This is a genomic window from Streptosporangium sp. H13245, from assembly GCF_055690525.1.
The window spans coordinates 518,787-544,602 of record NZ_JBSZKT010000001.1 but is presented as its reverse complement, the minus strand read 5'-3'; the positions used below and the strand labels follow the sequence as shown (position 1 = coordinate 544,602).

The 25,816-nt window shown below is 70.1% G+C and carries 26 protein-coding genes and 1 tRNA gene; 11 read left to right on the top strand and 16 right to left on the bottom strand.

Going from position 1 to position 25,816, the window contains the following annotated elements:
- The 3 genes from ACW9TB_RS02620 to ACW9TB_RS02610 form a co-directional block, all read right to left on the bottom strand.
- Positions 1-387: a Rieske (2Fe-2S) protein gene (locus tag ACW9TB_RS02620; RefSeq protein ID WP_472746270.1), complete on the bottom strand. Its 387-nt coding sequence runs from the start codon at positions 385-387 to the stop codon at positions 1-3.
- A 74-nt stretch (positions 388-461) separates the two neighbouring features.
- A complete protein-coding gene (locus ACW9TB_RS02615; protein ID WP_472746269.1) occupies positions 462-2,018 on the bottom strand; it encodes a sensor histidine kinase in 1,557 nt (518 codons plus the stop codon).
- A gap of 1 nt (position 2,019) precedes the next feature.
- Positions 2,020-2,688, bottom strand: coding sequence for a response regulator transcription factor (locus tag ACW9TB_RS02610; RefSeq protein WP_472746268.1), 669 nt, complete (start codon positions 2,686-2,688; stop codon positions 2,020-2,022).
- A gap of 152 nt (positions 2,689-2,840) precedes the next feature.
- Between ACW9TB_RS02610 and ACW9TB_RS02605 the strand changes: the two genes are divergently transcribed.
- Entirely contained in the window at positions 2,841-3,404 is a 564-nt protein-coding gene (locus ACW9TB_RS02605; protein ID WP_472746267.1) for a hypothetical protein, read from the top strand.
- Between the two features lie 269 nt (positions 3,405-3,673).
- On the opposite strand, the gene ACW9TB_RS02600 is transcribed toward ACW9TB_RS02605, so the two are convergent.
- The gene (locus tag ACW9TB_RS02600; protein ID WP_472746266.1) at positions 3,674-4,765 is read right to left on the bottom strand and encodes an Rv3169 family protein; all 1,092 of its coding nucleotides are present in this window, start codon (positions 4,763-4,765) and stop codon (positions 3,674-3,676) included.
- Between the two features lie 205 nt (positions 4,766-4,970).
- Positions 4,971-5,552: a hypothetical protein gene (locus ACW9TB_RS02595; protein ID WP_472746265.1), complete on the bottom strand. Its 582-nt coding sequence runs from the start codon at positions 5,550-5,552 to the stop codon at positions 4,971-4,973.
- Positions 5,553-5,837: 285 nt separating this feature from the next.
- Between ACW9TB_RS02595 and ACW9TB_RS02590 the strand changes: the two genes are divergently transcribed.
- Together ACW9TB_RS02590 and ACW9TB_RS02585 are read left to right on the top strand one after the other, a co-directional pair.
- A complete protein-coding gene (locus ACW9TB_RS02590; protein WP_472746264.1) occupies positions 5,838-6,374 on the top strand; it encodes a peptidylprolyl isomerase in 537 nt (178 codons plus the stop codon).
- A 116-nt stretch (positions 6,375-6,490) separates the two neighbouring features.
- Positions 6,491-7,366, top strand: a complete 876-nt coding sequence (locus tag ACW9TB_RS02585) for a rhomboid family intramembrane serine protease (protein WP_472746263.1) — start codon at positions 6,491-6,493, stop codon at positions 7,364-7,366.
- 48 nt (positions 7,367-7,414) lie between these two features.
- Here ACW9TB_RS02585 and ACW9TB_RS02580 read toward each other — a convergent pair whose 3' ends face one another.
- Positions 7,415-7,660 (bottom strand): cell division protein CrgA, encoded by a 246-nt coding sequence (locus ACW9TB_RS02580; protein WP_472746262.1) that lies wholly within the window; start codon positions 7,658-7,660, stop codon positions 7,415-7,417.
- 210 nt (positions 7,661-7,870) lie between these two features.
- Between ACW9TB_RS02580 and ACW9TB_RS02575 the strand changes: the two genes are divergently transcribed.
- The 3 genes from ACW9TB_RS02575 to ACW9TB_RS02565 are packed head-to-tail and all read left to right on the top strand — an operon-like array spanning position 7,871 to position 9,244.
- A complete protein-coding gene (locus tag ACW9TB_RS02575) occupies positions 7,871-8,506 on the top strand; it encodes a class E sortase (protein ID WP_472746261.1) in 636 nt (211 codons plus the stop codon).
- A gap of 10 nt (positions 8,507-8,516) precedes the next feature.
- Positions 8,517-8,675: a hypothetical protein gene (locus ACW9TB_RS02570; RefSeq protein WP_472746260.1), complete on the top strand. Its 159-nt coding sequence runs from the start codon at positions 8,517-8,519 to the stop codon at positions 8,673-8,675.
- Entirely contained in the window at positions 8,672-9,244 is a 573-nt protein-coding gene (locus ACW9TB_RS02565) for an anthranilate synthase component II (protein WP_472746259.1), read from the top strand. Before ACW9TB_RS02570 ends, ACW9TB_RS02565 begins: the two co-directional genes overlap by 4 nt.
- A 274-nt stretch (positions 9,245-9,518) precedes the next feature.
- Here the strand turns inward: ACW9TB_RS02565 and pknB are convergent, their stop codons facing one another.
- The 7 genes from pknB to ACW9TB_RS02530 form a co-directional block, all read right to left on the bottom strand.
- A complete protein-coding gene (pknB, locus tag ACW9TB_RS02560) occupies positions 9,519-11,384 on the bottom strand; it encodes a Stk1 family PASTA domain-containing Ser/Thr kinase (protein ID WP_472746258.1) in 1,866 nt (621 codons plus the stop codon).
- Between the two features lie 82 nt (positions 11,385-11,466).
- A complete protein-coding gene (locus tag ACW9TB_RS02555) occupies positions 11,467-12,975 on the bottom strand; it encodes a protein kinase domain-containing protein (protein WP_472746257.1) in 1,509 nt (502 codons plus the stop codon).
- Positions 12,972-14,429 (bottom strand): peptidoglycan D,D-transpeptidase FtsI family protein, encoded by a 1,458-nt coding sequence (locus tag ACW9TB_RS02550; protein ID WP_472746256.1) that lies wholly within the window; start codon positions 14,427-14,429, stop codon positions 12,972-12,974. Before ACW9TB_RS02550 ends, ACW9TB_RS02555 begins: the two co-directional genes overlap by 4 nt.
- Complete coding sequence (locus ACW9TB_RS02545; RefSeq protein ID WP_472746255.1) at positions 14,426-15,805, bottom strand: FtsW/RodA/SpoVE family cell cycle protein; 1,380 nt, start codon at positions 15,803-15,805, stop codon at positions 14,426-14,428. The genes ACW9TB_RS02550 and ACW9TB_RS02545 overlap by 4 nt, the downstream gene beginning before the upstream one ends.
- A 4-nt stretch (positions 15,806-15,809) precedes the next feature.
- Positions 15,810-17,123 (bottom strand): PP2C family protein-serine/threonine phosphatase, encoded by a 1,314-nt coding sequence (locus ACW9TB_RS02540; protein WP_472746254.1) that lies wholly within the window; start codon positions 17,121-17,123, stop codon positions 15,810-15,812.
- Positions 17,120-17,587 carry an FHA domain-containing protein FhaB/FipA gene (locus tag ACW9TB_RS02535; RefSeq protein ID WP_344748567.1) on the bottom strand — a complete coding sequence of 156 codons (468 nt, stop codon included), beginning with the start codon at positions 17,585-17,587 and terminating at the stop codon, positions 17,120-17,122. The genes ACW9TB_RS02540 and ACW9TB_RS02535 overlap by 4 nt, the downstream gene beginning before the upstream one ends.
- A gap of 17 nt (positions 17,588-17,604) precedes the next feature.
- The gene (locus ACW9TB_RS02530) at positions 17,605-18,345 is read right to left on the bottom strand and encodes a DUF3662 and FHA domain-containing protein (RefSeq protein ID WP_329088344.1); all 741 of its coding nucleotides are present in this window, start codon (positions 18,343-18,345) and stop codon (positions 17,605-17,607) included.
- Positions 18,346-18,511: 166 nt separating this feature from the next.
- Here ACW9TB_RS02530 and ACW9TB_RS02525 point away from each other — a divergent pair.
- Positions 18,512-18,594, top strand: a tRNA-Leu gene (locus tag ACW9TB_RS02525).
- Positions 18,595-19,032: 438 nt separating this feature from the next.
- Here the strand turns inward: ACW9TB_RS02525 and ACW9TB_RS02520 are convergent.
- Both ACW9TB_RS02520 and ACW9TB_RS02515 read right to left on the bottom strand, forming a co-directional pair.
- Positions 19,033-20,067 (bottom strand): hemolysin family protein, encoded by a 1,035-nt coding sequence (locus tag ACW9TB_RS02520; RefSeq protein WP_472746253.1) that lies wholly within the window; start codon positions 20,065-20,067, stop codon positions 19,033-19,035.
- Positions 20,064-21,536 (bottom strand): hemolysin family protein, encoded by a 1,473-nt coding sequence (locus tag ACW9TB_RS02515; RefSeq protein ID WP_472746252.1) that lies wholly within the window; start codon positions 21,534-21,536, stop codon positions 20,064-20,066. The genes ACW9TB_RS02520 and ACW9TB_RS02515 overlap by 4 nt, the downstream gene beginning before the upstream one ends.
- A 477-nt stretch (positions 21,537-22,013) precedes the next feature.
- Here ACW9TB_RS02515 and ACW9TB_RS02510 point away from each other — a divergent pair, with 477 nt between their 5' ends.
- The gene (locus tag ACW9TB_RS02510; protein WP_472746251.1) at positions 22,014-23,126 is read left to right on the top strand and encodes an LCP family protein; all 1,113 of its coding nucleotides are present in this window, start codon (positions 22,014-22,016) and stop codon (positions 23,124-23,126) included.
- A 175-nt stretch (positions 23,127-23,301) separates the two neighbouring features.
- Here ACW9TB_RS02510 and ACW9TB_RS02505 read toward each other — a convergent pair whose 3' ends face one another.
- Positions 23,302-23,946 (bottom strand): GOLPH3/VPS74 family protein, encoded by a 645-nt coding sequence (locus tag ACW9TB_RS02505; protein ID WP_472746250.1) that lies wholly within the window; start codon positions 23,944-23,946, stop codon positions 23,302-23,304.
- A 144-nt stretch (positions 23,947-24,090) separates the two neighbouring features.
- On the opposite strand from ACW9TB_RS02505, the gene ACW9TB_RS02500 reads away from it, so the two are divergent.
- From ACW9TB_RS02500 to ACW9TB_RS02490, 3 genes are all read left to right on the top strand, one after another.
- On the top strand, positions 24,091-24,663 hold the full coding sequence (locus tag ACW9TB_RS02500; protein ID WP_472746249.1) for a DM13 domain-containing protein: 573 nt from the start codon (positions 24,091-24,093) through the stop codon (positions 24,661-24,663).
- A gap of 15 nt (positions 24,664-24,678) precedes the next feature.
- Positions 24,679-25,284: a TenA family protein gene (locus ACW9TB_RS02495; RefSeq protein ID WP_472746248.1), complete on the top strand. Its 606-nt coding sequence runs from the start codon at positions 24,679-24,681 to the stop codon at positions 25,282-25,284.
- 158 nt (positions 25,285-25,442) lie between these two features.
- Positions 25,443-25,766 (top strand): rhodanese-like domain-containing protein, encoded by a 324-nt coding sequence (locus tag ACW9TB_RS02490; RefSeq protein WP_472746247.1) that lies wholly within the window; start codon positions 25,443-25,445, stop codon positions 25,764-25,766.
- The last annotated feature ends 50 nt before the right edge of the window (positions 25,767-25,816 follow it).

The following is a 25,816-nucleotide window of genomic DNA, read 5'->3' as shown; positions in this document are numbered from 1 at the left end:
TCAGCTCAGCCGGATGACGCCCTTGGAGACCTTGATCTTCTTGCGGGCCAGCGGTCGCTTGGCCGGGCCCTTGGCCACCGAGCCGTCGGCGATCCGGAACTTGCTGCCATGACAGGCGCAGTTGATGGTCCCGCCGCGAATGGTGGAGACCGGGCAGCCCTGGTGCGTGCACTTCGCGCTGAAGGCACGGAACGTGCCCTTCACCGGCTGGGTCACCACCCACGTGCCCTTGATGATCCGGCCGCCGCCGACGGGGATGCTCGTGGTCTTGGCGAGTACGGGACCGGCGGCCTCCTCGGTCTCCTCGGAGGCCTGGGCGGGGCGTACCCATGCGGTGGCCGACGCGATCACGGCGGCGGCGCCGCCCGCGAGACCTCGGAAGATCATTAAGCGACGGGTGGGGGCGGGCATGGCGGGCCTCCTGGGGAGTGAAGGGCTCCGTGATTGATCACGTGTGTGGTTCATATCACAGGAAAACGGGCCTGTAGCCAGGCTTCGCGATCTTTCCCCGCGACACGCAGGCCGCCACCGTGCCGTACCGCGATGTCCCTCGCGATGGCCAGCCCGAGACCCGCACCGCCCGCGTCCCTGTCCCTGGCCTCGTCCAGCCGGGTGAAGCGGTCGAAGACCGCCTCGTGGTGCTCGGCGGGAATGCCCGGCCCGTCGTCGCGCACGTCGAGCACCGCCTCGCCATCCTCCACGGCCAGCCGGACGGTGACCGTGGAACTCGCGTGACGTACGGCGTTGTCGACCAGGTTGGCCACCAGGCGGCGCAGCTGCCCGGCGGAGCCGAGGACCACGGTGTCGGCCGCCACCTCCAGCGTGACCTTGATCTCCGGCCTGGGCCGCGACCTGGCCGCCTCCTCGGCGGTCACCTGGCCGAGGTCCACCTCCTCGTGGCAGATGGGCTCACCGGCGTCCAGGCGGGCGAGCAGGAGGAGGTCGGAGGTGAGCGCCTGGATCCGTTCCACGTCGGTCAGCGCCTCGGCCGCCAGCGGCCCCGGCCGGGCCAGCTCCAGGCGGGTCCGCAGGATGGCCAGCGGGCTGCGGAGCTCGTGGGCCGCGTCGGCGACGAAGCGCTTGTGTCGGCTGACGGCCAGTTCCAGGCGGTCGAGCGTGCGGTTCATGGTCTCGGCGAGGCGGGCGATCTCGTCGCGCGACCTCGGTACGGGGACCCGCCGGTGCAGGTCGCTGGCGGTGATGTCGGCCATCTCGGCACGGATCGCCGAGACCGGTGCCAGTGCCCGGCCGACGGCGAGCCAGGTCAGGGCCGCGACCAGCAGGAGCAGCGCGGGAATGCCGGGAAGCAGCAGGCCGCGCAGGGACTCCAGGGCGTCCCCCGTGGGCTCCAGCGAGGCCCTGGCCTGTACGAACAGCGTGCCGTTCGCGGTGTTCACGGGCATCGTGGCCAGGGCGAAGGAGTCGCCCGGCGCCCATCGCGCCAGCTCGGCCGGTTGCGAGGCCGCCACACCCTTCATGGCTACCACCGAGGGTGACGCCTCGGCCTTCCCGCCGAACGACGGACCGGTGGACGACGGATCGCCGGAAGACGGACCGATGGACGACGAGCTGTCAAAAGACGGGCCGATGGGCGGAGCCGGAGCGGGGAGCGTCGAGGCCGACCACACGGGGCGCGTGAAGATCTTGACGTCGGGGTCGAGGACGGCGGGCTCCGAGTACCGGACGGTACCGCTCCGCGGTCCGGTGACGGTCACCACGGTGACCGACGGAGCGGCGGCCGTCGCCGTGGTGGCCTCCAGGCCGCCCGCCGACGCGACGCCGGTCGTCGGGACGCCGGTCGTCGGGACGCCGGTCGTCGGGACGTCGAGCATCACCGTGCCGCCCGCGAGCACGTCGGCGGTCGCGCCGGCACGGCGGGCGGCCTCGTCGGAGGCGCTCCGCGTCAGGCTTCCCGTCAGCACACCGACGAGCACCGCCGACGCCACACCCAGCGCGACCGCGACGATGGCGGTGGCCGCGAGGGTCGCCCGCAGCCGTACTGAAAGGCGCGACGCCATCTCAGGCCTCCAACCGGTAGCCGGCGCCGCGCACGGTCACCAGTGACGAGCGGCCGAACGGAGAATCGATCTTGCGGCGCAGCGCGCTGACGTAGACCTCGACGATGTTCGGGTCGCCGTCGTAGGAGAAGTCCCACGCCTGGGCCAGCAACTCGCTCTTGGAGACCACCTCGCCCTGCCTGCGCGCCAGGCCGTGCAGGACCGCGAACTCCTTGGGCGTGAGGGCGATCTCCACCTCACCCCGGCGGCAGCGGAGCCCCGCCGGATCGACGGTCAGGTCGCCGACCACGATGGACACCGGCCTCGCCCCGCCGCCCCTGCGTACCAGCGCGCGCAGCCGGGCCAGCAGCACCACGTACGAGAACGGCTTGGACAGGAAGTCGTCCGCGCCCGTGTCCAGGGCCTCGGCCTCGTCGTGCACCCCGTCCTTGGCGGTCAGCATCAGGATCGGCGTCCAGTTCTCCGCGTCGCGGAGCTTGGCGCAGACGGTGTAGCCGTTCATCCGGGGCAGCATGACGTCGAGCACGATCACGTCGTACGGGTTCTCGGTCGCCATCCACAGCCCGTCGCGTCCGTCGTACGCGACGTCGACGGCGAACCCCTCGCCTGCCAGCCCCTCCTTCAAAAGGTGGGCCAGGCGCTTCTCGTCCTCAACCAGCAGCACGCGCATGCCGTCCAGCGTGCCGTACCGCGCCTAAAGCCAACCTGAAGACGATTTCCGGCGCCTTCAGCCTGGGTTCAGGCAACGGGCGGCAGCCTGTGATCCGCAGAACCGCCCACCGGCCCGCCTGCCGATTCGTCTGACCCTGACAAGGAGAACCCATGCGTATTCGCATGCTCGCCGCCGCCGTGGTGACCGCGGGGGCTCTGATGGCCACGCTGACCGGGGCCGCCAGCGCCGACACACCCACTCCCGCCCCCCTTCCCAAGGACGGCGTGGTGGTCGTCGGCTGCGAGGGCGGCGGCCAGATCACCCTGACGACGCGCGCGCTCACCGAGGCCGAACGCAAGGAGCTGGAGAAGAACGGAGCCACTCTCGCGGTGCCCGCCCTCCCCGCCCTCCCCGCCCTTCCCGCCCTGCCGCCAGGACAGGCCGGTGCGGGCGGGAAGACCTTCGGGAAGACCGAGGCGGGCCACGTCACGGTCACCGAGGACCTCCGGGCGGTGAGGCCGGACGCGGAGCCTCCCGTCCCGCCCAAGGAGATCAAGGCCATGGTCGCGCAGCCCCATCCCGAAGGGACTCCGAAGCCCGGGGAGGTGGCCACGCTCTCCGCGGCCGTGTCCGCTCCCGAGGGGGCCGCGGCCACCCGGGTCATGGTGAGGGGCGAGCTCGCGGAGGGCGGCACGCCCGTCGTCACCTGCGTCCAGAAGGCCGACGAGGAGTGACCTCGCGGGGACGGCCCCGGAGAGCCGAGGAGCGTCCCCGGAAAAGACCTGCGAACCGGCCGGGGTATCCGTGCGGGAATGACCCCGGCCGGTTCGCAGCCGCTCACGGGCGGCTCGGAGGTGATCCGGGAAAGCCGCGAACCGGGAAACCCGCGCGAAGATCCCGGTGAGCCCAGGACCACGGACCACCGGGGACGACCACGCGGGACCGGTTCGGGAGTCCGCGCCGTACGGGGGCCGGGGCCGGAGTGGCGGGTCCCGGGCGGGGATCAGCCCTCGGGGAAGGACGGGTGCGGGCCAAGGGCCCAGTATTCGTACAGGCCGTAGCCGATCCGGCCGTCGTACTCGAAGCGGCCGACCGCGTCGACCATGCCCCACATCTTGGCGGCGTCCTCGGGCAGCGTGTGGGTGACGCCCTGGACCACCGGGTGGGGACCCTGGTACATGCCGTGCTTCCAATCCGATTCCAGGCCATATCCGGTGCCCACCATCAGGTGCACCGGGAGAATCGGGGTGCAGCGCAGGTCGAAGGGCTTTCCACCCGGCGGGGAGAAGGAGATCGTCGCCTCGCGCACCTCCCGGGTACCGTCCACGTACGCCGGACGGTACTCGGGACGGCCGAGATACTCCTCCTCGCCCTCCCTGGGGGACCCGAAACCCCACACGCGCACCGCCTCCTCCAGCACCCGGCGGCCCTTCTCGTCCTCCTGGACGATGCAGAGGATGGCGTGGTCGTCGAACTGGACGGGCGCGTAGAGCCAGTAGAACGTGCCCGTGTCGCGTGCCTGGATGCCCGGGGGCTCGGGTTCGCCGACCGGCCGGATGCCCCACGAGCGGTCGCGGGCGCCCTGCCAGCGGTCGGGGGTGACCTCGACGCGCTCGTCGCCGATCAGGATGTGCCCGGTCCACCGGCCGGTCTGGGCCATCCGGGAGGAGTCGAACACCACGCGCTCCTGCCGGCGCAGGAAGTGCCGGGGTTCCAGCGTGGCCGGTACGGTGCCCTCCCAGGTGAGGTCGAAGGACAGGCCGTGCTCCGTGGGGTCGAGCACCACCCGCAGCCGCCGTAGCCCCTCGATCACCTCGACCCTGAACGGGCCGACCCTCGTGTCCATCCGGTCGTCGCCGAGCTCCCGGGAGGCCCGGACCACGCGGTGCAGGTTCCGGTGGCGCACGCAGGCGAACGCGTCGGTGACCCCGAGGTTGGGATACTGGCCGAGACCGGCGATGAGCATCAGCTCGTCGGATCCGGCGTGGCAGTTGAAGTAGTACCGGTCGTAGAAGTTGCGGTCCGACGTCGTGACGTGCCGCATCACCTCGGGCGACTGGTGTACGGGATGGTCGTCGAGGGGCGACAGCGTCATCGGTGCTCCTTGTGTCCGAGGAACACGTTCTAACAAGCGCTTGGGGATCGGTCAACGGGTCGCCGTACGGGAGTGCCGACGGGCGTGGGTACGGCCCGCACCTTCGCGAAGGTGCGGGCCGTACCCACGCACGGCACCGTACGCCGTGTCCGCCTGACCTGACCGAAACCCAGGAGCCTAAAGCCCGATCGGCGCGCTCCGGACCCTAGGGGTGTCTCTTGGGCGTGTGCGACGTGTGCGACGTCGACGTGTGCTCCGCCCTGGCGTCGGCGTTGGCGCCGATCTCGTCGGCCTTCGTCGCGGCGTCCTCCGCCGCGCCGGAGACCTTCCCGGCCACCGCCTCCGTCTTGTGACCCACCCACTGGGACGCGTCGGAGGCGCTCTCCTTCAGCGTGTCCGCCCACTGGTCGGCGTTCCTGCGGTACAGGACGTAGCCCGCGGCCGCGATCGCGACGCCCGCGAACAGCAGGAGCATCGGCGTCTTCCTGGACTTCGCGGGAGTGGGATCGATCCTCGCGGCGGCCTGGGACAGCGCGGCGCTGAGTTTCGGCGCGAGCTGCTCCTCGATCGAGTGCGCGGCGGCGTCAAGCCTCGGTGCCGCCCACCCACGTGCCACGATGATCTTCTCACTGGCCACGTCGCGAGCCTGACCGGCCACGTCGCGAGCCTGACCGGCCACTTCACGGGCCTGGCCGGCCATCTCACGGGCGTGACCGGCTACGTCGCGAGCCTGGACGGCCACGTCGTGTGCGTGATGACTGGCCGCGTCACGGGCCTGGCTGGCCATCGGGCCGACCCGATCCGCGGCTCGGACGGCCTGAGCCTTAACGTGGCGCAGCCGCCTTTCCGGAGCCACGATCTTCATGTGGCGCTTTCCAAACAGTGCTAGAGGCACAACAACCTCCCCATTCGTTGGGGCCCCGTCGCCACCCCTTCCCGCTCGAAGGCGGCTCAATCATGACGGCCCGTGGGAGGATGCTTGGGGATGCGGCTACGGCCGAAATCGTCAAAGTGCCACAAAAGCAATACGTTGCACAGGTATTGCCTACGACCTGAAGGGGGCAGTCCGATCATGGCTGAGAAGTTGATCGCGAACCTCAACACCAACCGCGGTAGCGTGAAGGTCCAGCTCTTCCCGGATCACGCGCCCAAGACCGTGAGAAACTTCGTCGAGCTCGCCGAGGGCACCCGCGAGTGGGTGCACCCGGAGACCGGCCAGAAGTCCAACGCCAAGCTGTACGACGGCACGGTCTTCCACCGGGTCATCGCGGGATTCATGATCCAGGGTGGCGACCCGCTGGGCCAGGGCGTCGGCGGCCCCGGCTACAAGTTCGACGACGAGATCCACCCGGACCTCTACTTCAACCGCCCGTACCTCCTCGCCATGGCCAACGCCGGCATCCAGGCGGGCCGAGGCACCAACGGCTCGCAGTTCTTCGTCACGGTGGTGCCCACGCCGCACCTGAACGGCAAGCACACCATCTTCGGCGAGGTGGTCGAGGGTCAGGACGTCATCGACGCCATCGCCAAGACCGACACCGACGCCCGTGACCGTCCCACGGAGCCCGTGGTCCTGGAGTCGGTGACCATCGAGCGCCTCCAGAGCTGACCTCCCGCAGGCGGCCTCTCCCGGAGGCCGCCATTCGCGGGTGTACGGGCGCTCGGGATCGTGAATAGGCTGGCAGTCTGTGGATAACAGCACGCTCGAAGGGGCCAGCCACACACATGACCACCCAGCCGTCCAACGAGCCCGACACCGTTGTCCCCACCTGCTACCGGCATCCGGGACGTGAGACCTACGTCCGCTGCCAGCGCTGCGACCGTCCCATCTGCCCCGACTGCATGCGCGACGCCTCGGTGGGCTTCCAGTGCCCCGAGTGCGTGGCCGAGGGCAACCGGGGCGTGCGGCAGGCGCAGTCCGTGTTCGGCGGCCGGGCGGTCACCACGCCCCGGGTCACCTGGGCGCTGCTGATCGTCAACGTTCTGGCGTACGCCGTCGAGACCGTGAACACCAACTGGGTGCTGGCCAACTTCACGATGAACGCCTACGAGGTCGGCTATCACGGCGAGTGGTGGCGCCTCATCACCGGCGCCTTCCTCCACCAGCCGCTGGGCGGCTCCAGCTGGGCCCTGACCCACATCGTGTTCAACATGTGGGCGCTCTACGCCATCGGCCCCGAGCTGGAGCGGCGCCTCGGGTCGGCCAGGTTCCTGACGCTGTATCTCCTCGCCGCGCTCGGCGGGTCCGTCGCGATCTACCTGTTCGGCATCGCCGCGGTCGGCGCCTCGGGCGCGATCTACGGCATGTTCGGCGCGCTGTTCGTGCTCGCCAAGAAGCTCGGCTACAACGCCCAGGGCGTGCTCTGGCTGATCGGCGCCAATGCCCTGATCACCTTCGTGGTCCCCGGCATCAGCTGGCAGGGACACCTCGGCGGCCTGGTCACCGGCGCCCTGGTCGCCGTGATCTTCGCCTTCGCCCCCACCAGGAACCGCAGCGCAATCCAGTGGGGAGGCTGCGCGGCGGTGCTGATCGTCCTGGTCGCGCTCGTGCTGGGGCTGCCGCCGTTCGCCGTCCAGGCCGAACTCGGGATCTACGGTTGATCCACACCCTGATGCTTCCCCAGGGTGTGGATAATGCCTGTGGAAAAGCTAGCGCCACCGGGTGGACAGGACCACCCCGAGGATGATGAACGCGAACCCGACCAGCAGGTTCCAGTTCTGGAGGTCGCCGAGAAGAGGCGCGGTGGGCGCCACGTAGTAGACGGCGATCCACAGGATGCCGACGATCCAGCAGGTCACCATGACCGGCGCCAGCCAGCGTGGGCTGACCTTGACCTGCTGTGTCGTCGTCGGCGGGGTGTAGACCGGCTTCTTACGAGTCTTGGGCTTGGGCACGGGGTTCTTCTCCTGCGTCAACCCTGCGCGATCTGGATCGTGCGCAGGCCGTATCGATTAGCGTAGTCGCTAGTGGGTGAAGTTCCGTGTAAGGATAGTCGGCGCAGGTGGACCGTGGCGATTCCGCGGGGCACCATCCTGTGGCAAATGTTATGCCGGGCCCGTGTTCCGGCCCGCCGCGAAGGCCTTTTACGTCACTACCCTGCCCCCATGAGAGCGGCGCTGAGGGTTCTGGGCGACCTGAGCCTCACCGCGGGGCTGGTCGTCCTTCTCTTCTGCGCCTACCTGATGTGGGGCACCGGCTCCTACACCGCCGGGCAGCAGACGCTACTGCGGAGGGAGCTCCTGGAGGAGATCCCGCCGGACGGGAGGGCCGGAGATCGGCAGGAAGGGCCGGTCCGGCTGGGCGGGGCGGTGGCGATGCTGACGATCCCCAGGCTCGGTGACGACTATCGGTACGCCGTCGTGGAGGGGGTCGACCGGGATCGGCTGCGGATGGGCCCGGGGCACTACCCCGGCACCGCCATGCCAGGAAAAATCGGTAATTTCGTACTTTCGGGTCATCGGACGACCTATGCCGCTCCCTTCAACCGCATCGACGAGCTCCGCCGGGGCGATCACATCCTGGTCGACACCCGCGAGGCCCGCTACACCTACCGCGTCACCGGCAAGCGCGTCGTCGACCCCACCGAGATCGGCGTCGTCGCCCCGGTCCCCGGACGGCCGGGCCGCGAGCCGGTCAGAGCACTGATCACCCTGTCCACCTGCCACCCGGAGTACTCGGCCGCCCAGCGGCTCATCGTCTCCGGTGAGCTGGAAAGGCGTGAGAACCACCTCGATCGATAGGAAGGCTCCCGTGTACGGCTGGATCTGGCGGATGCTTCCCGGAAACCTCGCGACCAGGCTGTTCACCGCCCTGGTGCTGGCCGGGCTGGGCGTCGCCGTACTCTGGTACGTCGTGTTCCCCTGGATCGAACCCCGCATCTCCCTCGACCCGGCCGTCGTGGGCCGATGAGCCGTGTCCTCGTCGTCGACAACCACGACAGCTTCGTCCACACCATCGTCCAGTACCTCCGCGAGCTCGGCGCCACCTGTGACGTTCGCCCGCGCGACCGGGTCGCGGTCGAGGACACCCGGGGCTTCGACGGGGTCCTGATCAGCCCCGGCCCCGGCACCCCGGAGGACGCGGGGGTGAGCGTCCCGCTCGTCGGCCACTGCGAGGCCCACGGCATCCCCCTGCTCGGCGTCTGCCTGGGGCACCAGGCCATCGCCATCGCCCACGGGGCGACCGTGGGGCGGGCACCCGAACTCGTGCACGGCCGTACCAGCGCGATCGAGCACGACGGGCAGGGCGTCTTCGCCGGCCTGCCGTCACCGGTGACCATGACGCGCTACCACTCGCTGGCGGTCCTGCCCGGAACGGTCCCCGGGATCCTCAAGGTCACCGCGACCACCGGGGACGGCGTGATCATGGGCCTGCGCCACCGTACGGCCCCCGTCGAGGGCGTGCAGTTCCACCCCGAATCGGTGATCTCGGAACACGGTCACCGGCTGCTCGGAAACTGGCTCGAAAGATTGTTGTAACGCGGGGCCCGTCCTGGGCGATTGACCAGTGAGAGTCCTTCCGCCATCGCCCCCGAGTGGCGGAAGGGCTCTTCCCCGTTTCCGGACCTCCCCGCCTGCCAGAGGTTCCGGGTCTTCCCGTTTTCCGGAGATTCCGGGCCTCCCGCCCGCCGGGTCTCTCGACGGGAAACCGCGTGACGACGCCGCGCGGGCCGTACAGGCCGTACGGCGCGGGCGTCCCCGGAAACGAGGAAGGCCCCCGCGTGGTCGCGAGGGCCTTCGTCAGGTGCTCAGGTCAGGTCCCGTCGCCGGGCGCCTCATTGAAGATCGTGCCGTCGTCGGTCTCCTCGGGGAAGGTCTCCTGCGGCTGCTCATCGGGAACGGTCGGCTGCTCCTCGGGGAAGGTCGGCTGCTCGGTCGGCTCGGGCGGCGCCCCGCTCGACACGACCAGCGTGATCGTCGTCCCCGGGGGATACTTGCCACCCGCCTCGGGAGACTGGCTCAGCACGGTGTCCTTGGGCAGGTCACTCGGCTGCAGGGAGATCTTCCACTTGAAGCCCGCCTCCTTGAGCGCGTTCTTGGCGTCCCCGACCGTGAGGTTCGCCACGCCCGGGACCTCCACCGCCTCCTTGGGGACGTAGATCCGGACGGTGCTGCCCTTGTTGGCCTTCGCGCCCGCCTCGGGCGCGCTCTCGAAGACGATCCCCTGCTTGCGGCTGGAGGCCTTGGTCTGCAGGCTGACCTTGAAACCGGCATCCTCAAGGGCCTTCTTGGCGTCGTCCGCGGTCATGTTGAGCACCGGGGGCACCTCGACCTTCTCGACGCCCCTGGAGATCCTGAGGGTGATCTCGGCGTTCTTCGCGACCTCGGTGTCGGCCGCGGGATCGGTCTCGATCACCGACCCCTTCGGGATCTCCTCGTCGTACGCCTGGACCTTCTTCACCTTCAGCCCGAGGTCGGTCAGCGTCTTGGTCGCCGCCTCCTCGGTCTGCGAGGCCAGCGCCGGGATCGTCACCTTGTCCGAGGTGGTGGGGGTGCCCGGCGAGCTGAGGAACATGTAGCCGACGCCGATGAAGGCCCCGATGACCAGCAGCGGGATGAGGATCCACGCCGCGGTCTTGACCGCGGTGTTCCCGCCGCTCGGCTGACGGCGCCGCCCGCCTCCGCCGCTGCGCCCGCCGCCCTCCTCGCCGTACTCGTACGCCGGGACGGCGGTGGTGCGCTGGGTGGCCGGGCCGCCGGGGCCGGGAGCCTGCATCGTCCGGGTGGCCGGGCCGTAGTTGTTGTTGGTGCTCAGAGCCATCGTCTGGGCGTCCGTCGGGATGCCGGACATCGCCCGCTGGATGTCGGCCCGCATGTCCCCGGCGCTCTGGTAGCGGTGCGCGGGGTCCTTGGCCATCGCCTTGAGCACGATGGCGTCGGCCCACGGCGGGATGTCGCGGTCGATCTGCGACGGCGGGATCGGCTCCTCGCGCACGTGCTGGTAGGCGATCGCGACGGGGGAGTCACCGGTGAACGGCGGCTGCCCGGTCAGCAGCTCGTACAGCACGCAGCCGGTGGAGTAGAGGTCGCTGCGGGCGTCGACCCGCTCGCCCCTGGCCTGCTCCGGCGAGAGGTACTGGGCGGTTCCGATCACCTGGGCGGTCTGCGTCATGGTCGCGGCCGAGTCGGCCATCGCGCGGGCGATGCCGAAGTCCATGACCTTCACGTCGCCGTTGCGAGTGATCATGATGTTCGCGGGCTTGATGTCGCGGTGGACGATGCCGCCGCGGTGGCTGTAGTCCAGCGCCCGCAGGATCCCGTCGACCAGCTCGGCGGCGCGTTCGGGCAGCAGCCGCCGGTCGGCCCGGAGCAGGTCGCGCAGCGTGCGGCCGTCGACGTACTCCATCACGATGTAGGGCACCGGCGCACCCTCGGAGACGTCCTCGCCGGTGTCGTAGACCGCGACGATGGACGGGTGGTTCAGCGACGCGGCGGACTGCGCCTCCCTGCGGAAGCGCGCCTGGAAGATGTGGTCCCTGGCCAGGTCCGCGCGGAGGGTCTTGATGGCGACGATCCGATCCAGCCGGATGTCTCGGGCGCGATAGACCTCGGCCATGCCGCCACGCCCGACAACGCCGTCAAGCTCGTAGCGATCGCCGAGGCGTCGGGGCTGAGTCATTTCCTGCACTGTCCCTTACCGTTCATCTTGGGTGCCGGTGAGCTCTTGGGCCACCGGTGTCCATCATCGACCCGTTGCCGCATCACGTCTCCTCATTCGGCGGGTCTGTGTCGCCGGGTTCAGGAGTTGTGCTCGGCGTGAGGCTCGGTGTCACCGTCGGGGTGGTTGGTGTCGGGGTGGGAGTCGTCGGGCTGGGGCTGGGCGGTGGCGACGTACTCGGCCTTGCGGTGGGCGTGACCGATGTGCTTACCGTAGCCGACGGCGTGACCGAGGGGCGGCCCGACTTCGTCGGCGAGACCGGGGGTCTGCTCGTCGGCGGCTTGCTTCTGGTCGGCCGGGCCGTCGGTGACGTGGTGGCCGGGCTCGACCGTACGACCGGCTCTCCCGGCTCGCTGTCACCGGGCTGGTTCGCCAGCTCGCGGACCGCCAGGGTGCCCAGCCCGACCGCGGCGGCGCACCCCGCGACCGTGGCGACGATCACCGTCGTCCTGCGCAGGCCGCGGCGTCCGGTGCGTACCGGGGTGGCGCCCGGCGGGGTCGCGCCCGCACCGGCGCCCGTGCCGTGACCGGACCCCGGCCCCCCGCCGGAACCCTCGCCGGAACTCGACCCCGAACCCGCGCCCGCTCCGGAGCCCGCACCCGCACCCGAACCCGGGCCGGACTCGGGCCGGAGCGGGACGGCCAGGGCGGAGGTGACCTCCTGGGGCCACTCGCTCGCGGGTTCCGCGCGCCAGCCCACGGGATCGGTCAGCATGCCGAGCCCGGTGGCACCGGTGGCGGTCAGCGCGTCGAGCAGCATGTCCGCCCGCTCCGACAGCTCCCTGGCACCGGCCGGGCGCCGCAGCGGGTCCTTGGCCAGGCACGCCATGACCAGGTCGCGGACCGCGGGCGGGATATTCGGTGGCAGCGGCGGCGGGGGCTCGCCGATGTGCATGAGGGCGATCGCGACCTGTGTCTCGGCGCGGAACGGCGCCTGCCCGGTCAGGCACTCGTAGGCGACCACCCCGAGCGAGTAGATGTCGGTGGCGGGCGTCAGCGGGTGACCCGACGCCTGCTCGGGGCTGACGTACTGCGCGGTGCCCATCAGGATGCCCGTCTGGGTGACCGGCACGGCCTCCAGCGCCCTCGCGATGCCGAAGTCTGTGATCTTTATCACGCCCGCCTCGGTCACCAGGAGGTTCCCGGGCTTGATGTCCCTGTGGATGATCCCCGCGCGGTGCGCGGCGTGCAGGCCCATCGCGGTCTGGCGGACCACGTCGAGGGTGATCTCCGGGCTCAGGGCGCCGTCGCGGGCCAGGATGCCCGCCAGGGACTGTCCGGGCACCAGCTCCATCACCAGGTAGGCGACGCCGTCACCCTCGCCGTAGTCGAAGACCTGCGCGATACCGGGATCGGACAGCCCGGCCGCGATGCGCGCCTCGGAGCGGAACCGCAGGCGAAAGGCCGGATCCTCCGCCACGTGCGGGCGCAGCAGCTTCACGGCGACCTCGCGGCCGAGGAGCTCGTCCTTGGCCCGCCACACCTCACCCATGCCGCCCGACGCGATCCGCCCCAGCGGGCGGTACCGGCCCCCGAGCAACGCGGCGGTCATCTACCCAGCACCGCTTCCATCACGCTCTTGGCGATCGGGGCGGCGGTCTGACCACCGGAGGCGTCGCTACCGGCGCTCCCGGACTCGACGATCAGCGCGACGGCGACCTTGGGGTCCTCCGCGGGGGCGAAGGAGATGAACCACGCGTGCGGGTCGCGGCCCTCGGAGGTCTCGGCGGTGCCTGTCTTGCCGCCGACCGTCACCCCCGGGATCTGCGCCGCGCTCGCCGTGCCCTTGTTGACGACGTTGACCATCATCTCCTGGAGCTTGCGCGCGCTGTCCTCGCTCATCGCGGTGTCCAGCTCGTCGGGGTCGGCGCTCTCGACCTCGCCACCCTCGGCATCCGCGATCTTGTTCACCAGGTACGGCTTCATGACCACGCCGTTGTTGGCGATACCGGCGGCGATCATGGCCATCTGCAGCGGGGTCATCTGGTTGCTGCGCTGGCCGATCGAGGCCTGGGCGAGGGCCGCCTGGTCCTCCTCGGGGCCGATGCTGCTGCCCCAGACCGGCAGCGGGATCTCGATCGGGTCGCCGCCGATGCCGAACTTGAGCGCCTGCTCGCGCAGCGCGTCGTAGCCCAGATCCATCGCGATCTTGCCGAACGGGGTGTTGCAGGACTTCTCCAGCGCGAACGACAGCGTCACGCGCCCGGCGCCGCACGCCGCGCCGCCGTAGTTGGGCAGGTCGGCGGTGGTGTTGGGCAGGTCGAGCCGCTGCGGGGCGTCGACCTGGGTCTCCGGGCCCACGGTGTCGTCGCTCTCCAGGTACGCGGCGGTGGTGACCACCTTGAAGGTCGAGCCCGGCGGGTAGGTGCGCTCGATGGCCCGGTTGAGCAGTGGCTTGTCCTCGTCCTTGTCCAGCTTGTTGTAGGCCTTGTTGACCTCTTCCTTGCTGGGCTTGGACAGCGGGTTGGGGTCGTAGGTGGGGATCGAGACCATGGCGAGGATCGCCCCGGTCTTCGGCTCGATCGCGACCAGCGCGCCCTTCTTGCCGCTCTCGCCCAGAGCCCTGTACGCCGCCTCCTGCGCCCGGGGGTTGATCGTCAGGTCGACGTTGGCGCCCTTGGTCTGCTTGGCGGTGAACAGGTCGATGCTGCGCCGGATCAGCAGGTCGGCGCTCGACCCGTCGAGGAGGCTGTTCTCGGCCCGCTCGATGTCGCGCTCGCTCTCGGGCGCGAAGAACCCGGTGATGGGCGCGTAGACCTTGCCCTCGGGGTAGCGCCGCTGGAAGCGGAACTCGGGGTCGCCGGTGTCTATCGACTCGGCGAGGACCTTGTCGCCCGCGGTGATCCGGCCGCGCTCGACCTCGTACCGCGCGAAGAAGTTGCGGGTGTTGCGCGAGTCGTCGCGCAGCTCCTCCGCCCGCACGGCCTGCAGGTAGTTCACATTGATCATAAGTAGGCCGAACATGAGCAGGCAGGCAAGGGCGGCGCGCTTGAGAGGACCGTTCATCGCTGGAACACCTGCGTCATTCCTTCGTCCTGGATGGCCTGGGGCGGAGGCTTCCTCGCCGTATCGGACATGCGTACCAGCAGCGCGATGAGGATCCAGTTGGCCAGCAGCGCCGATCCGCCCTGGGACATGAACGGGGTGACCAGGCCGGTCAGCGGGATCAGGTTGGTCACGCCGCCCACGATGATGAAGACCTGCCAGGCGAGGATGAACGACAGGCCGCCCGCCAGCAGCTTGGAGAACGGCTCGCGGGCCGCGATCGAGGTGCGCAGGCCGCGCTCCACCAGCAGGGCGTAGACCATCAGCAGGGCCATCAGCCCGGTCAGGCCGAGCTCCTCGCCCGCGGCGGTGAAGATGAAGTCGGAGAAGGCCAGCGGGATCAGGTCGGGATGTCCCTGGCCGAGCCCGGTGCCGAGCACGCCGCCCTGCCCCATGCCGAACAGACCCTGCATGAGCTGGAAGCTGCCGCCGAACTCACGGTCGTACAGCGCCTGGTTCTCCGGGTCGAGGAAGACCTCGAAACGGGCCGCGACGTGGTCGAAGAGCAGCCCCGCCAGGACCGCTCCACCGACGAAGAGCAGGATGCCGATGAGCACCCACGAGGTGCGCTGGGTGGCGATGTAGAGCATCGCGATGAACGTACCGAAGATCAGCAGCGAGGAGCCGAGGTCCTTCTGCAGGATCAGCACGCCCAGGCTGAGGCCCCACGTGATGAGCACCGGGCCCAGGTCGCGGGCCCGGGGCAGGTCGATGAAGAGCAGCCGCCGCCCGGCCAGGGCGAGCACGTCGCGCTTCGCGACCAGGTAACCGGCGAAGAAGATGACCAGGGCGAGCTTGGTGAACTCCGCGGGCTGGAGGGTGAAGCCGCCGATGCCGATCCAGATGCGGGCGCCGTTGATCTCCTGGCCGATGAACGGCAGCAGCGGCGAGACCAGCAGGACCAGGCCGACGGCGCCCATGGTGTAGGTCAGACGCTGCAGCGCGCGGTGGTCGCGCAGCACGATCAGCGTCACCGAGAACATCACGACCCCGACGGCGGTCCACAGCAGCTGGTTGGTGGCCGAGGCCCCGGGCATGCCGGACGCCTCAAGGCGATAGATGATCACCAACCCGATGCCGTTGACCAGCGTCACCAGCGGCAGGATCAGCGGATCGGCCCACGGCGCGAACTTCGCCAGCACCAGGTAGGCGGCGAGCATGAGGCCGCCCAGGCCGAGGCCGTAGGTGACCATTCCCGCGGGGATCTGGTTGTCGAGGGCCAACCCCACGTTGGCGTAAGCCAGCATCACGATGGCGACCGCGAATGCGAGCATCGCCAACTGGGCCACCCGCCGTTTGGCGGGGAGCGGGACCGGCTCGGCGCTAGGGGTGCTCATGTGTCTACTGTGACCTTGTGGGTTCGGGAGCCCTGGCGGGCGCGGAGGACGCGGAGGCGCTCGGGGACGCGGTCGGTTCGTCCTTCCGGTCGTCGGATTTGGCCGCGGACGTCTTCAGCTCTTCGATCTTCTTCAGGCCCGCCTCGACGGTGGGGACGGGGATGCCGTCGCGGACCTGGCCCTGCTGGAACGCGCCGAGGGTGGTGATCGATTCCGCGGTGCTCTTGGCGACGTCGAAGAGCTCGAAGGGGCCGAGGTTGGTCTTCACGCCCTGGAAGACCACGATCTCGTTGCCCTTGGCACCCACGAAGTACTGGTCCTCCAGCCACTGCCCGCCGAAATACCAGCCTAAGCCGCCCCCGATGACGACGACGCCGCCCGCCACGACCAGAAGCGGCCACAGGCGGCGGCGTTTGGCCGGTCGGGCCGCGGCCCTGATGATCGGCTCGTCGACGTCGTCGTCGTCGGAGATGACGGGTTGCGGCATGGTGACCGCGCTGGCGCGGCCCGCCGGGGTGTCCGGCGGCTGTGACCTCGGCATGCTGGAACCGGCGGCGCCGACCACGGCCGCGTCGGTACGTGGCACGTAGGTCTCGTCCACCTCCAGCACGTCGGCGAGGACGCAGGTGATGTTGTCGGGACCACCGCCCCGGTTGGCCAGGTCGATGAGGGTGCGGACCACGCCGTCCGGGTCTTCGATCGTGGAGAGCGTGTGGTGCAGGGTCTCCGCGCTCACCACCCCGGACAGGCCGTCGGAGCAGAGCAGGTAGCGGTCGCCGATCTGGGCCTCGCGCAGGGACAGGTCGGGGTCGACCTCGCCGCTGCCGTCGAGTGCCCGCAACAGGATCGACCGCTGGGGGTGGGTGGCGGCCTCGTCCTGGGTGATCCGGCCGTCGTCCACCAGTGACTGCACGAGGGTGTGGTCGTGCGTGATCTGGTAGAGCTCCCCGGCGCGCAGCAGGTAGGCCCGCGAGTCGCCGACGTGGACCAGGGCGACCCTGGTCCCCGACCAGAGCATGGCGGTGAGGGTGGTGCCCATGCCCTTGAGGCTGGGATCGCGGCCCACCATCTCGTGCAGTTTGCGGTTGGCGTCGCGTACCGCTGCCTCGATGGCGCTGAGCAGGTCACCTCCCTGGGCGTCCGCGTCGAGTGAGGACATCGCGGCGATGGCGACCGAGCTGGCCACCTCGCCGTGTGCGTGGCCGCCCATGCCGTCCGCGACGGCGAGCAGGCGGCCGCTGGCGTAGGCGGAGTCCTCGTTGCCTTCGCGGAGGAGGCCGACGTCGGAGCGGGCGGCGTAACGGAGTGCGATGGTCATTTGCGCAATTCGATGACGGTCTTACCAATGCGGATCGGAACACCGAGCGGCACCGGAGTCGGACGGGTGACTTTGGAGCGGTCGAGATACGTGCCGTTGGTCGAGCCGAGATCTTCCACGATCCACTGACCGTCCTGGGGGAAGAGCCGGGCGTGCCGGCTGGAGGCGTAGTCGTCGCTGACTACCAGCGTCGCGTCGTTCGCCCGGCCGATGGTGATGGGCGTCTCCGAGAGGGTAATGGTGGTGCCTTGGAGGGGGCCACCGGTGACGACCATCTCCCGTGGTTCCCCCTTCTTGGATTTGGCCGGGGCCTTCACCGGCTTGGGGGCCTTGCGCGCGGGGACGGCGGCGGCCGTGCGTGATCCGAACAAGTCTGTCCGGATCACACCGACCGCGGCAATCACGAAGAACCACAGCACCGCGAGGAAGGCGAGCCGGATCAGCAGCAGCGTGAGCTCGGACATGGACCGTCTGTTTACCTTTAATCGCGCCGGAAAACCAGAGTCGTTCGCCCCAGCGTCACGCGAGTGCCGTTCTGGAGCTCGACCCGGCGAACCGGCTGGCCGTTGACGAAGGTGCCGTTCGTGGAGCCGAGGTCGACGAGCGCGACCAGGGGACCCTCCACTCGCAGCTCGGCGTGGTGCCGGGACACACCCGGGTCGACCAGCCGCAGATCACAGTCGGTGCCCCTGCCGAGCAGGGTCACCGGGGTTGTCAGGTCGAAGGACCGCTGGCCCTGCGGGTCGTCCTGGGTGGACACCAGCAGGCGGGGGCGGCCTCCGAAGGCGTGGGACTTCGCGGCGGGCACGTCGCTCACCGGCTGGCGGATCTCGTCCTGCTCGACCGTCGCGCCGCGGATCACGCCCGAGCGAATGCGGAACAGGCCGACCGCGAGGTCGTCGGCCGTCTCGAAGCGGACCCTGACCGGCCCCACGAAGGAGTAGCCCTGTTCCTTGGCGTACTCCCTGGCGAGGTTGGCCAGCTCGTGGCTGATGCTGTCGGAGTAGACCTCCAGCCGCTCGTTGTCGGTCGTGGACAGCTCGACCACGAAGTCGTTGGGCACGAGAGTGCGTCCCTGGGCGACGATCGCCGCCCGCTCGTCCATCTCCCGTTGGACCGCACTGGCGACCTCTACCGGCTGAAGGTCAGATTTGAACGCCCGCGCAAAGGCCCCTTCAACCAAGCCTTCGAGCCTCCGCTCGAAACGCTGAAGGACTCCCACCGGGTACCTCCCCTCCTCCGTCTATGTGGTCGCGGCCGCTTGGGGGCTCGTTGGCTCGTTCCTCGCTCTCTCGCACCCAGCTGCTCCGCTTTCGCATCTAGGAGGATCGTATCCGGGTTCATGGGTACCGGCTGATTCGTGCTAATGTTTCGACCGCACCCAACAAGGGCGGGTGGCGGAACGGCAGACGCGCACGGTTCAGGTCCGTGTGTCCGAAAGGACGTGAGGGTTCAAATCCCTCCTCGCCCACAAGATCATCACCCCGGTTACGCGAACATCGCGACCGGGGTTTTGTCGCTTCCTGGGAAACCACGTATTCATCTGAGCCATCCGTAAGGTCTCGTGCCGGGCCGAGTCGATCATCGATCAAGGTAGTCGCTCGCTCCGTTATAGAGAAGTCTCAGGGGTTACGCATGGGTCTTGTGGTTTTTGGCCCGCTATGACATGCCTCCCGGTTCTACCCGATCGCGCTTGCTGATCACTTTCGGATGGCTTGCAGGGGTTTGTCGACGCCGGATTACGCTGACAGAGAAAACGAGCCGGGGAAAGAATCTTTCCCCGGCCCGTGTCGTCTTCCCGCCGATCACGCGATCAATCTCACCGGCTCCCACCGGTTTCCCGCGCCCCGCGACCGGCCCTCCGGCCTCGCGGCCCGAGGGCGCGCGGCCGGAGGGAGCGCGGGGACCGCTAGCGGGTCGCGAGCACCCGTACGTCCAGGATCTCGCCGAGCAGGTCCGTGAGGCTCACCATGCCGACCACCTCGCCGCCGCCGTCGGTGACCAGGCCCAGGTGCGCGTGGGCGTCCTGGAGCGTGGAGACCGCGTCGGGGATCGTGGTGGCCTTGTCCAGGCGCGGCACCGGGCGGGCCAGCTCGGCGGGGCTCGCCTCCGGCCGGACGAGGATGTCCCTGACGTGCACCACGCCCAGGACGTCGCCCGGCCTGCCCGAGGTGACCAGCATGCGCAGGTGCCCGTCGCGCGCGGCGACCTGGCGCATCTGCTCGCTCGTCGCGTCGGCGGGCACCGAGGTGGTCTTCTCCAGGGGCAGCATCAGCCGCTCCACCGGCTGCTGGTGGACCCGCAGGGCCCGGGTGAGCAGGTCGTGCTCGTCGCGGTCGAGCAGGCCCATCCGGCCCGACTCGCCGACCAGCATCGCCAGCTGGACCGGGGTCCTGGTGGTGGCCAGCTCGTCCTTGGGATCCACCCCGAACAGCCTCAGGATCGCGTTCGTCAGGCCGTTGAGCGAGGCGAGCACCGGCCGCACGAGCCAGGTGAAGCCGCGGAACGGCAGGGCCAGCCCCATCGCCGCGGTCTCCGGGTGGGTCAGCGCCCACGACTTGGGAGCCATCTCGCCGATCACCATGTGCAGGAAGGTGACGAGCGCCAGCGCGATCACGAGCGAGATGGGGACCCGCAGCGACTCGGGCAGGCCGACCGCGCCGAACACCGGTTCCAGCAGGTGTTCGATGGCCGGTTCCGTCACCATGCCCAGGCCGAGCGAGCACAGCGTGATGCCCAGCTGGGCCCCGGCCAGCATCAGGGAGAGCTCCCTGCCGCCGCGCACGGCGGCGCGGGCGGCGAGCCGGGTCAACCGGCCTCCCCTGCCCGCCATCTCCTCCAGGCGGTGTCTGCGGGCCGAGATCACCGCGAACTCGGCGGCGACGAAGAACGCGTTGCCGATCAGCAGGGCCACACCGAGCAGCAGGGCGGAGGTGGTGCTCATCGCCGCCTCGCCTCGCTCCGCTCGATCATGGGCATCTCGGGGCCACGCTCGATCATCCGCGGCGCGGTCATCGCCGGTTCGTCCTCTTCCTCGGTTCTCGTCTCCGGGGCGTCCCCGGGATCGGTGTCCCGCGGCGCGTTGAGCGACAGCCGCACCCACTCGGGGACCCTGCGGTGCACGGAGAGCACCGTGAGCACCGCCTCCTTCTCGTCGGCGCCGTCGTTCTCCAGGGGGTCGTTCCGCGACGTCAGCGTGACCGTCACCTGGTCACCGGGCTCGGCCATCCGGCCGAGGGTGGCGAGCACGAGGCCCGCGACGGTGTCGTAGTCGTCGCTCTCGGGGAGCTGCAGCCCGATGGCCCGCTCGATCTCGTCCAGCCGGAGCGTGCCCGGCAGGTCCCAGGTGCCCTCCTCGCCCACGACGACCCCCGCGGGCTCCGGGTCGTTCTCGTCGATGAGCTCGCCGACGAGCTCCTCGGCGAGGTCCTCGATGGTGACCACGCCGGCCAGGCCGCCGTACTCGTCGATGACGCACGCCAGGTCGTCACGGGCGGTCCGCATGCGCTCCAGGACGAGGGGCAGCGGCGACGAGGTGGGCACCAGGAGCGCGGGGCGGGTGATCTCCTCCAGCGTGCCGCCGGTCAGTCCCGACCTGAGCAGCTCGCGGACGCCGGTGACGCCGACCACGTCGTCGCCGTTCTGGTTGCAGAGCACCGGGTAGCGGGAGTGGCCGTGCCTGCGGACGGCCTCGACCAGGTCGGAGATCGGCCGGTCGTCCCTCAGCAGCACCACGCGGGGGCGCGGCACCATGACGTCCTCCGCGGTGCGGTCGCCGAACTCCAGGGCGCGCCCCAGCAGCTCCGACAGCCTCGGCGGCAGGTCACCCGCCGTGGCGGACTCGGAGATGATCCGGGACAGCTCCTCGGGGCTGGCGCCGTGCTCGATCTCCTCCACGGGCTCCACGCCGACCTTGCGCAGCAGGCCGGTGGCGGCGGAGTCGAACAGCCGGATGACCGGCCCGGCGATCCGCAGGTAGATCATCGTCGAGCGGGCGAGGAACTTCGCCACGGGCTCGGGACGGGCGATGCCGAGGTTCTTGGGAGCCAGCTCGCCGAGGACCATCTGGATGACGGTGGCGGTCGCGACGGCCAGCGCCACGGCGATGCCCGGAACGGCCCCCCTCGGCACTCCCGCGGCCTCCAGCCAGGGGCGTACGACCGTGGCGATGGCGGGTTCCGAGATGAAACCGACGAGCAGGGCGGTCACGGTGATGCCGAGCTGCGCGCCGGACAGCATGAACGACAGGCGTCCCGTCACCTCCAGCGCCCGTGCCGCGGCCGCGTCGCCGGAGTCGGCCTGCTCGCGCAGCACGCCGCGGTCCGCCGCGACGAAGGCGAACTCCTGGGCGACGAAGTAACCGGTGGCGAGGGTGAGGAGGAGGATGGACAGAAGGCCCAAAGCCGTGTTCACCGGGCGGCTCTCCCGGTCGGTTCAGTGGTGCCCGTGCGTTCGCACGGGCAGGTACTCCACGGGTCCGGAGTGGACACGATCATCCTTTCGAGCAGAGGTAGTCCTCTACCGTAACGATCCGGATGGGGGTCGATGTTTCCGGATCGGCCGACGATCGCATTGTTGGTCGCTAACAACCTGCCTGAGTACTTTTACATAGGGAAACCTTGAGGACCCGGCGGCGTGCGCCCGAGCTACGACGTAGCGTCGATAATGACGTTTTCACCATGAGATCAAGAAGTGGCGGGACAAGACGTGCCTGACAGGCCCGAAGACGACGATCGCACTCGTGCGCTGCGATCGCCCACGCCGGGGCCCGTGCCGCCGAGAGCGGCAGGGCAGCCCGCCTACCCCTCGCCTGGCGGCCCGGGGGCGCCCGTCCGGCAGGCGGCGTCCTCCCGCCGGGGGGCGCCCGTCCCGGAGGAGGCGTCGCACGAGGTGCCACCTCCCCGCGGCGGGCGGGTCTACGGCAAGGCCAGGTCGGGCTCCAGCCCGGTCAAGCCACTCAACGCGCCCCCGCCCCCGCCCGGCAGCGCGCGCGGGGACTCCGGCGGCCGGGGAGGCGGGAGCGCGTCGCGCGCGACCGGCTGGCGGCCGAAGCGTCCCGGCAGGCTGGCCGCGCGGATCCTCGCCGGACTGGTCGTCGTGCTGCTCGTCCTGGCCGTCGGCGGGTATTTCGTGGTCAACTCGCGGCTGACCACGGTCGAGGCGCTCAGCGACTACGTGGGCCGTCCCGCCGACACCCCCGGCACCAACTGGCTGCTGGTCGGCTCCGACAGCCGCGCGGGCCTGACCGCGGCCCAGCGCAAGAAGCTCGCCACGGGCAAGGCCGTGGGCCGCAGGACCGACACGATGATGTTGCTGCACATCCCCGAGGGCGACGACCGCCCGACCCTGGTCAGCCTCCCGCGCGACTCGTACGTGCCGATCGACGGCCACGGCAGCAACAAGCTCAACGCCGCCTACGCCTTCGAGGGCGGCCAGAAGCTGCTCCCCAAGACCGTGGAGCAGGTCACCGGGCTGCGCCTCGACCACTACATGGAGATCGGCTTCGGCGGCTTCGTGGGCATCGTCGACGCCATCGGCGGGGTCGAGATCAACGTCAAGCAGGCCATCAAGGACCCCAAGGCCGGGATCAACCTGAAGAAGGGCCTGCAGACCATGGACGGGGGGACGGCCCTCGGCTACGTCCGCACCCGCGCCACCGGCGCGATTCCCGACCTCGACAGGACCCAGCGCCAGCGCCAGTTCTTCTCCGCGGTGGTGAAGAAGGCGGCCAGCCCCGGCGTCCTGATCAACCCCTTCACCTCCGTACCGCTCGCGCTGAGCGCGGCCGACTCGGTGTCCGTCGGTGAGGAGACCGGCGCCTTCGACCTGCTCTCCCTCGGCCTCGCCATGGGCGGCAACCCGGTCACCACGGTCGTGCCCATCGGCTCCCTGCCCACCATCGACGGCCAGTCCGTCGTCAAGTGGGACCGGGCCAAAGCCCTGCGCATGTTCGAGGCCCTGGCCCAGGACAAGCCCGTCCCCGGGGACGCCCTCGGCAAGTGAGGTCCTCCCCGGCCTCTTAGCCTCTCGGGCCGGGGCCCGCACGGCCACGTCAACGCCTCCCGGCCACGGTCTTCCCCGGCCCGCGGTCCTTCCTGGCCTGCGGTCCTCCCCGGCTCGTGGGCCGGGGAACCCGCGTCGCGCTGGGTCCCGGCGGATCGTGGGTCCCGGCCGGGTCTCAGCTGGCGGCGGCGGCGACGGCTCCCGCCAGCACGGCCGTCATGACGGCGGCGTTGATGGCGGCGATGGTCTGGGAGACCGCCTTACCGGCCCACTCGCCCTCGGTTATCTCCTTGATCCGCTCCTTGCTCGCGCCGGGGAACGCCTTACGGTCGATCTTGGCCGCGTGCAGGATCGCGATCAGCACCGCGACCCGCTCGTCGGGGGTGGCACCGGACAGCACGCTCTGGATCCGCTCGCGGATCGCCAGCTCGATGCCCGGGTCGCGCTCGGGGTAGCGGGTGCTCGGGAAGATCCCCAGGACCTTGCGCCGCTCCTCGTCCAGCACGCCCCGCTCCGCCAGGCGTGACAGCAGGCGCCCGCGGAGTTTGCCGGATTGGAGCCTCTGCACCCACCACTCGGGTTTGCGCGGCTTGGACTCCGCCGCGATCCGTGCCAGCGCGGTGTCGAGCTCCTCGTCCCCGACCGGGGTCGCGTCGAGAACGGTGACCTTCTTGTCCGCGAGGTCGATCCGGCCGGTGACGGTCAACTCCGCCAGCAACGCGCCGCCGAGCGCGGCGTCCAGCTCCGAGGAGCCGATGAGTTGTCTGCCCTCTTTCTCGCCGTACGCGAGCAGGAGCACTTCCTCAGCGATCGTCGTCATCGTTCGACCCTACGTCGCGAGCGCTCCGCGGTCGTAAGCACTCCGTAATCGATCGGGGACGGTGCCGCGGATAGCGTCGGCACCGAGGCGCTCGACCTTCCTCCCGTGGCCGGACGCCGCGGGTCTCCACGCCGGAGGTATCCGATGAGAACCAAGAGGCTGCTCCGACACCCTGTCACCTGGGGCGTCCTGGCGTTGGGCGCCGTCGCGTTCGGTGTCGCGCTGTACCTCTTCCAGCCGTGGCGCCTGTTCACCACCGTCGAGGTGAACGAGGCGTTGCCCGCCGTGACCGCGTCCCCCGCGTCCCCCGGGCCCTCCGAGCCCTCAAAGGCGCCCGAGGCGTCCGAGGCTCCCGAGCCCGCTCGGGAGCCGAAGACCCTGGCCACGGGCGCGTTCGTCTCCCACGAGCACGAGACCGAGGGCAGGGCGAGGGTGCTGGAGCTGCCCGACGGGAGCCGAGTCCTGCGGATCGAGGACCTGAACACCTCCGACGGCCCGGACCTGCGGGTCTGGCTCAGCGACCAGCCCGTCAAGAAGGGCAACGCCGGGTGGTTCAACCTGGACGACGGCGAGCACCTCGAACTCGGCGAGCTGAAGGGCAATCGGGGCAACGCCAACTACGCCATTCCCGCCGGGGCCGACCTCGACAGCCTGAGGTCCGTCACCATCTGGTGCAAGCGCTTCGGTGTCTCCTTCGGCGCCGCCGCCCTCACCTGACACAATCTCCGACCCATGAGCGTCTCTGAGGAACTGCACGCCATCGGCCGCCCGCTCGTCGAGGCCCAGCTCGTCCACCCGACGGTGGCGGGCATCGCGCGAGGAGACCTGCCCGAGCCGGTGTTCCGGTCGTGGCTGGAGCAGGACTACCTGTTCCTGCTCGACTACGTCCGGGTCTTCTCGCGCCTCGCGTGGCAGGCCCCGGACGGGCATCTGGGCGACCTGGTGGACCTGGCGCACGCCACCTTCCACGAGGAGCTGAGCCTGCACCGGTCGCTGTCGGCCGAGTTCGGCGCCGACCTCGGCGGGGCGAGGAAGGGACCGGCCTGCGCGGCGTACACCTCCTTCCTGCTCGACTCCGCGGCCGTCTACGCCGACGGCCTGGCCGCGCTCTACCCCTGCATGTGGGGGTACTCCACGCTCGGCCGGATCCTGGCGGAGAACCCGCCCGCCGAGCCCCGCTACCGCGCCTGGGTCGACACCTACGCCCACCCGGCCTTCGCCGAGCTGACCGAGCGCATCGCGGTGATGATCGACGAGGTGGCGCCCGATCCGGGCAGGGCGGGGAGGCTGTTCGCCGAGGGGATGGCCCACGAACTCGCCTTCTGGGACGTGCCCTGAGGCTGTCGTCTCGTCCCCGTTTTCCCGCCCCGCCCTCGCAGGTTCAGCTGGTCAGTTGTGGTGAATTACCTTGCTATCAGGGGAAATTGAGAGTCCGGATGAGGGCGTCCGAGGGGCTTTGCGCCTCATCCGGTGCGGGAGGTTGGAAGAATGGGCGCATGAGTGTTCCTGAGGTCGAGGCGCAGGCCGTGCCGGATGACGCGTTCCTGCTCGACGTACGTGAGAACGACGAGTGGCGTGCCGGGCACGCGCCGGGGGCCGTCCACATCCCGCTGGGCGAGCTGCAGTCCCGGGTCGACGAGGTGCCCAAGGACACGCCCGTCTACGTGATCTGCCGGGTCGGCGGCCGTTCCGCGAACGCCACGGCCTGGCTCAACCACGTCGGCTGGGACGCGATCAACGTCGGCGGCGGCATGCAGTCCTGGGACTTCGCGGGGCGTTCGATGGTCGCCGAGAACGGCCAGACCCCGTTCGTCGCCTGAGGGGCCAAGCACCTGAGGAGCCGGGTGCCCGAGGGGCCGAGTGCCTGAGG

Excerpts from the sequence above, each read along its gene's own strand:
- pknB (WP_472746258.1), bottom strand. The coding sequence starts at position 11,384 with ATGACTCAGCCCCGACGCCTCGGCGATCGCTACGAGCTTGACGGCGTT.
- ACW9TB_RS02595 (WP_472746265.1), bottom strand. The coding sequence starts at position 5,552 with ATGGCCAGCCAGGCCCGTGACGCGGCCAGTCATCACGCACACGACGTG.
- ACW9TB_RS02500 (WP_472746249.1), top strand. The coding sequence starts at position 24,091 with ATGAGAACCAAGAGGCTGCTCCGACACCCTGTCACCTGGGGCGTCCTG.
- ACW9TB_RS02545 (WP_472746255.1), bottom strand. The coding sequence starts at position 15,805 with ATGAGCACCCCTAGCGCCGAGCCGGTCCCGCTCCCCGCCAAACGGCGG.
- ACW9TB_RS02490 (WP_472746247.1), top strand. The coding sequence starts at position 25,443 with ATGAGTGTTCCTGAGGTCGAGGCGCAGGCCGTGCCGGATGACGCGTTC.
- ACW9TB_RS02605 (WP_472746267.1), top strand. The coding sequence starts at position 2,841 with ATGCGTATTCGCATGCTCGCCGCCGCCGTGGTGACCGCGGGGGCTCTG.
- ACW9TB_RS02540 (WP_472746254.1), bottom strand. The coding sequence starts at position 17,123 with ATGACCATCGCACTCCGTTACGCCGCCCGCTCCGACGTCGGCCTCCTC.
- ACW9TB_RS02495 (WP_472746248.1), top strand. The coding sequence starts at position 24,679 with ATGAGCGTCTCTGAGGAACTGCACGCCATCGGCCGCCCGCTCGTCGAG.
- ACW9TB_RS02550 (WP_472746256.1), bottom strand. The coding sequence starts at position 14,429 with ATGAACGGTCCTCTCAAGCGCGCCGCCCTTGCCTGCCTGCTCATGTTC.
- ACW9TB_RS02565 (WP_472746259.1), top strand. The coding sequence starts at position 8,672 with ATGAGCCGTGTCCTCGTCGTCGACAACCACGACAGCTTCGTCCACACC.
- ACW9TB_RS02615 (WP_472746269.1), bottom strand. The coding sequence starts at position 2,018 with ATGGCGTCGCGCCTTTCAGTACGGCTGCGGGCGACCCTCGCGGCCACC.
- ACW9TB_RS02555 (WP_472746257.1), bottom strand. The coding sequence starts at position 12,975 with ATGACCGCCGCGTTGCTCGGGGGCCGGTACCGCCCGCTGGGGCGGATC.
- ACW9TB_RS02590 (WP_472746264.1), top strand. The coding sequence starts at position 5,838 with ATGGCTGAGAAGTTGATCGCGAACCTCAACACCAACCGCGGTAGCGTG.
- ACW9TB_RS02575 (WP_472746261.1), top strand. The coding sequence starts at position 7,871 with ATGAGAGCGGCGCTGAGGGTTCTGGGCGACCTGAGCCTCACCGCGGGG.
- ACW9TB_RS02620 (WP_472746270.1), bottom strand. The coding sequence starts at position 387 with ATGATCTTCCGAGGTCTCGCGGGCGGCGCCGCCGCCGTGATCGCGTCG.
- ACW9TB_RS02600 (WP_472746266.1), bottom strand. The coding sequence starts at position 4,765 with ATGACGCTGTCGCCCCTCGACGACCATCCCGTACACCAGTCGCCCGAG.
- ACW9TB_RS02535 (WP_344748567.1), bottom strand. The coding sequence starts at position 17,587 with ATGTCCGAGCTCACGCTGCTGCTGATCCGGCTCGCCTTCCTCGCGGTG.
- ACW9TB_RS02520 (WP_472746253.1), bottom strand. The coding sequence starts at position 20,067 with ATGAGCACCACCTCCGCCCTGCTGCTCGGTGTGGCCCTGCTGATCGGC.
- ACW9TB_RS02505 (WP_472746250.1), bottom strand. The coding sequence starts at position 23,946 with ATGACGACGATCGCTGAGGAAGTGCTCCTGCTCGCGTACGGCGAGAAA.
- ACW9TB_RS02610 (WP_472746268.1), bottom strand. The coding sequence starts at position 2,688 with ATGCGCGTGCTGCTGGTTGAGGACGAGAAGCGCCTGGCCCACCTTTTG.
- ACW9TB_RS02585 (WP_472746263.1), top strand. The coding sequence starts at position 6,491 with ATGACCACCCAGCCGTCCAACGAGCCCGACACCGTTGTCCCCACCTGC.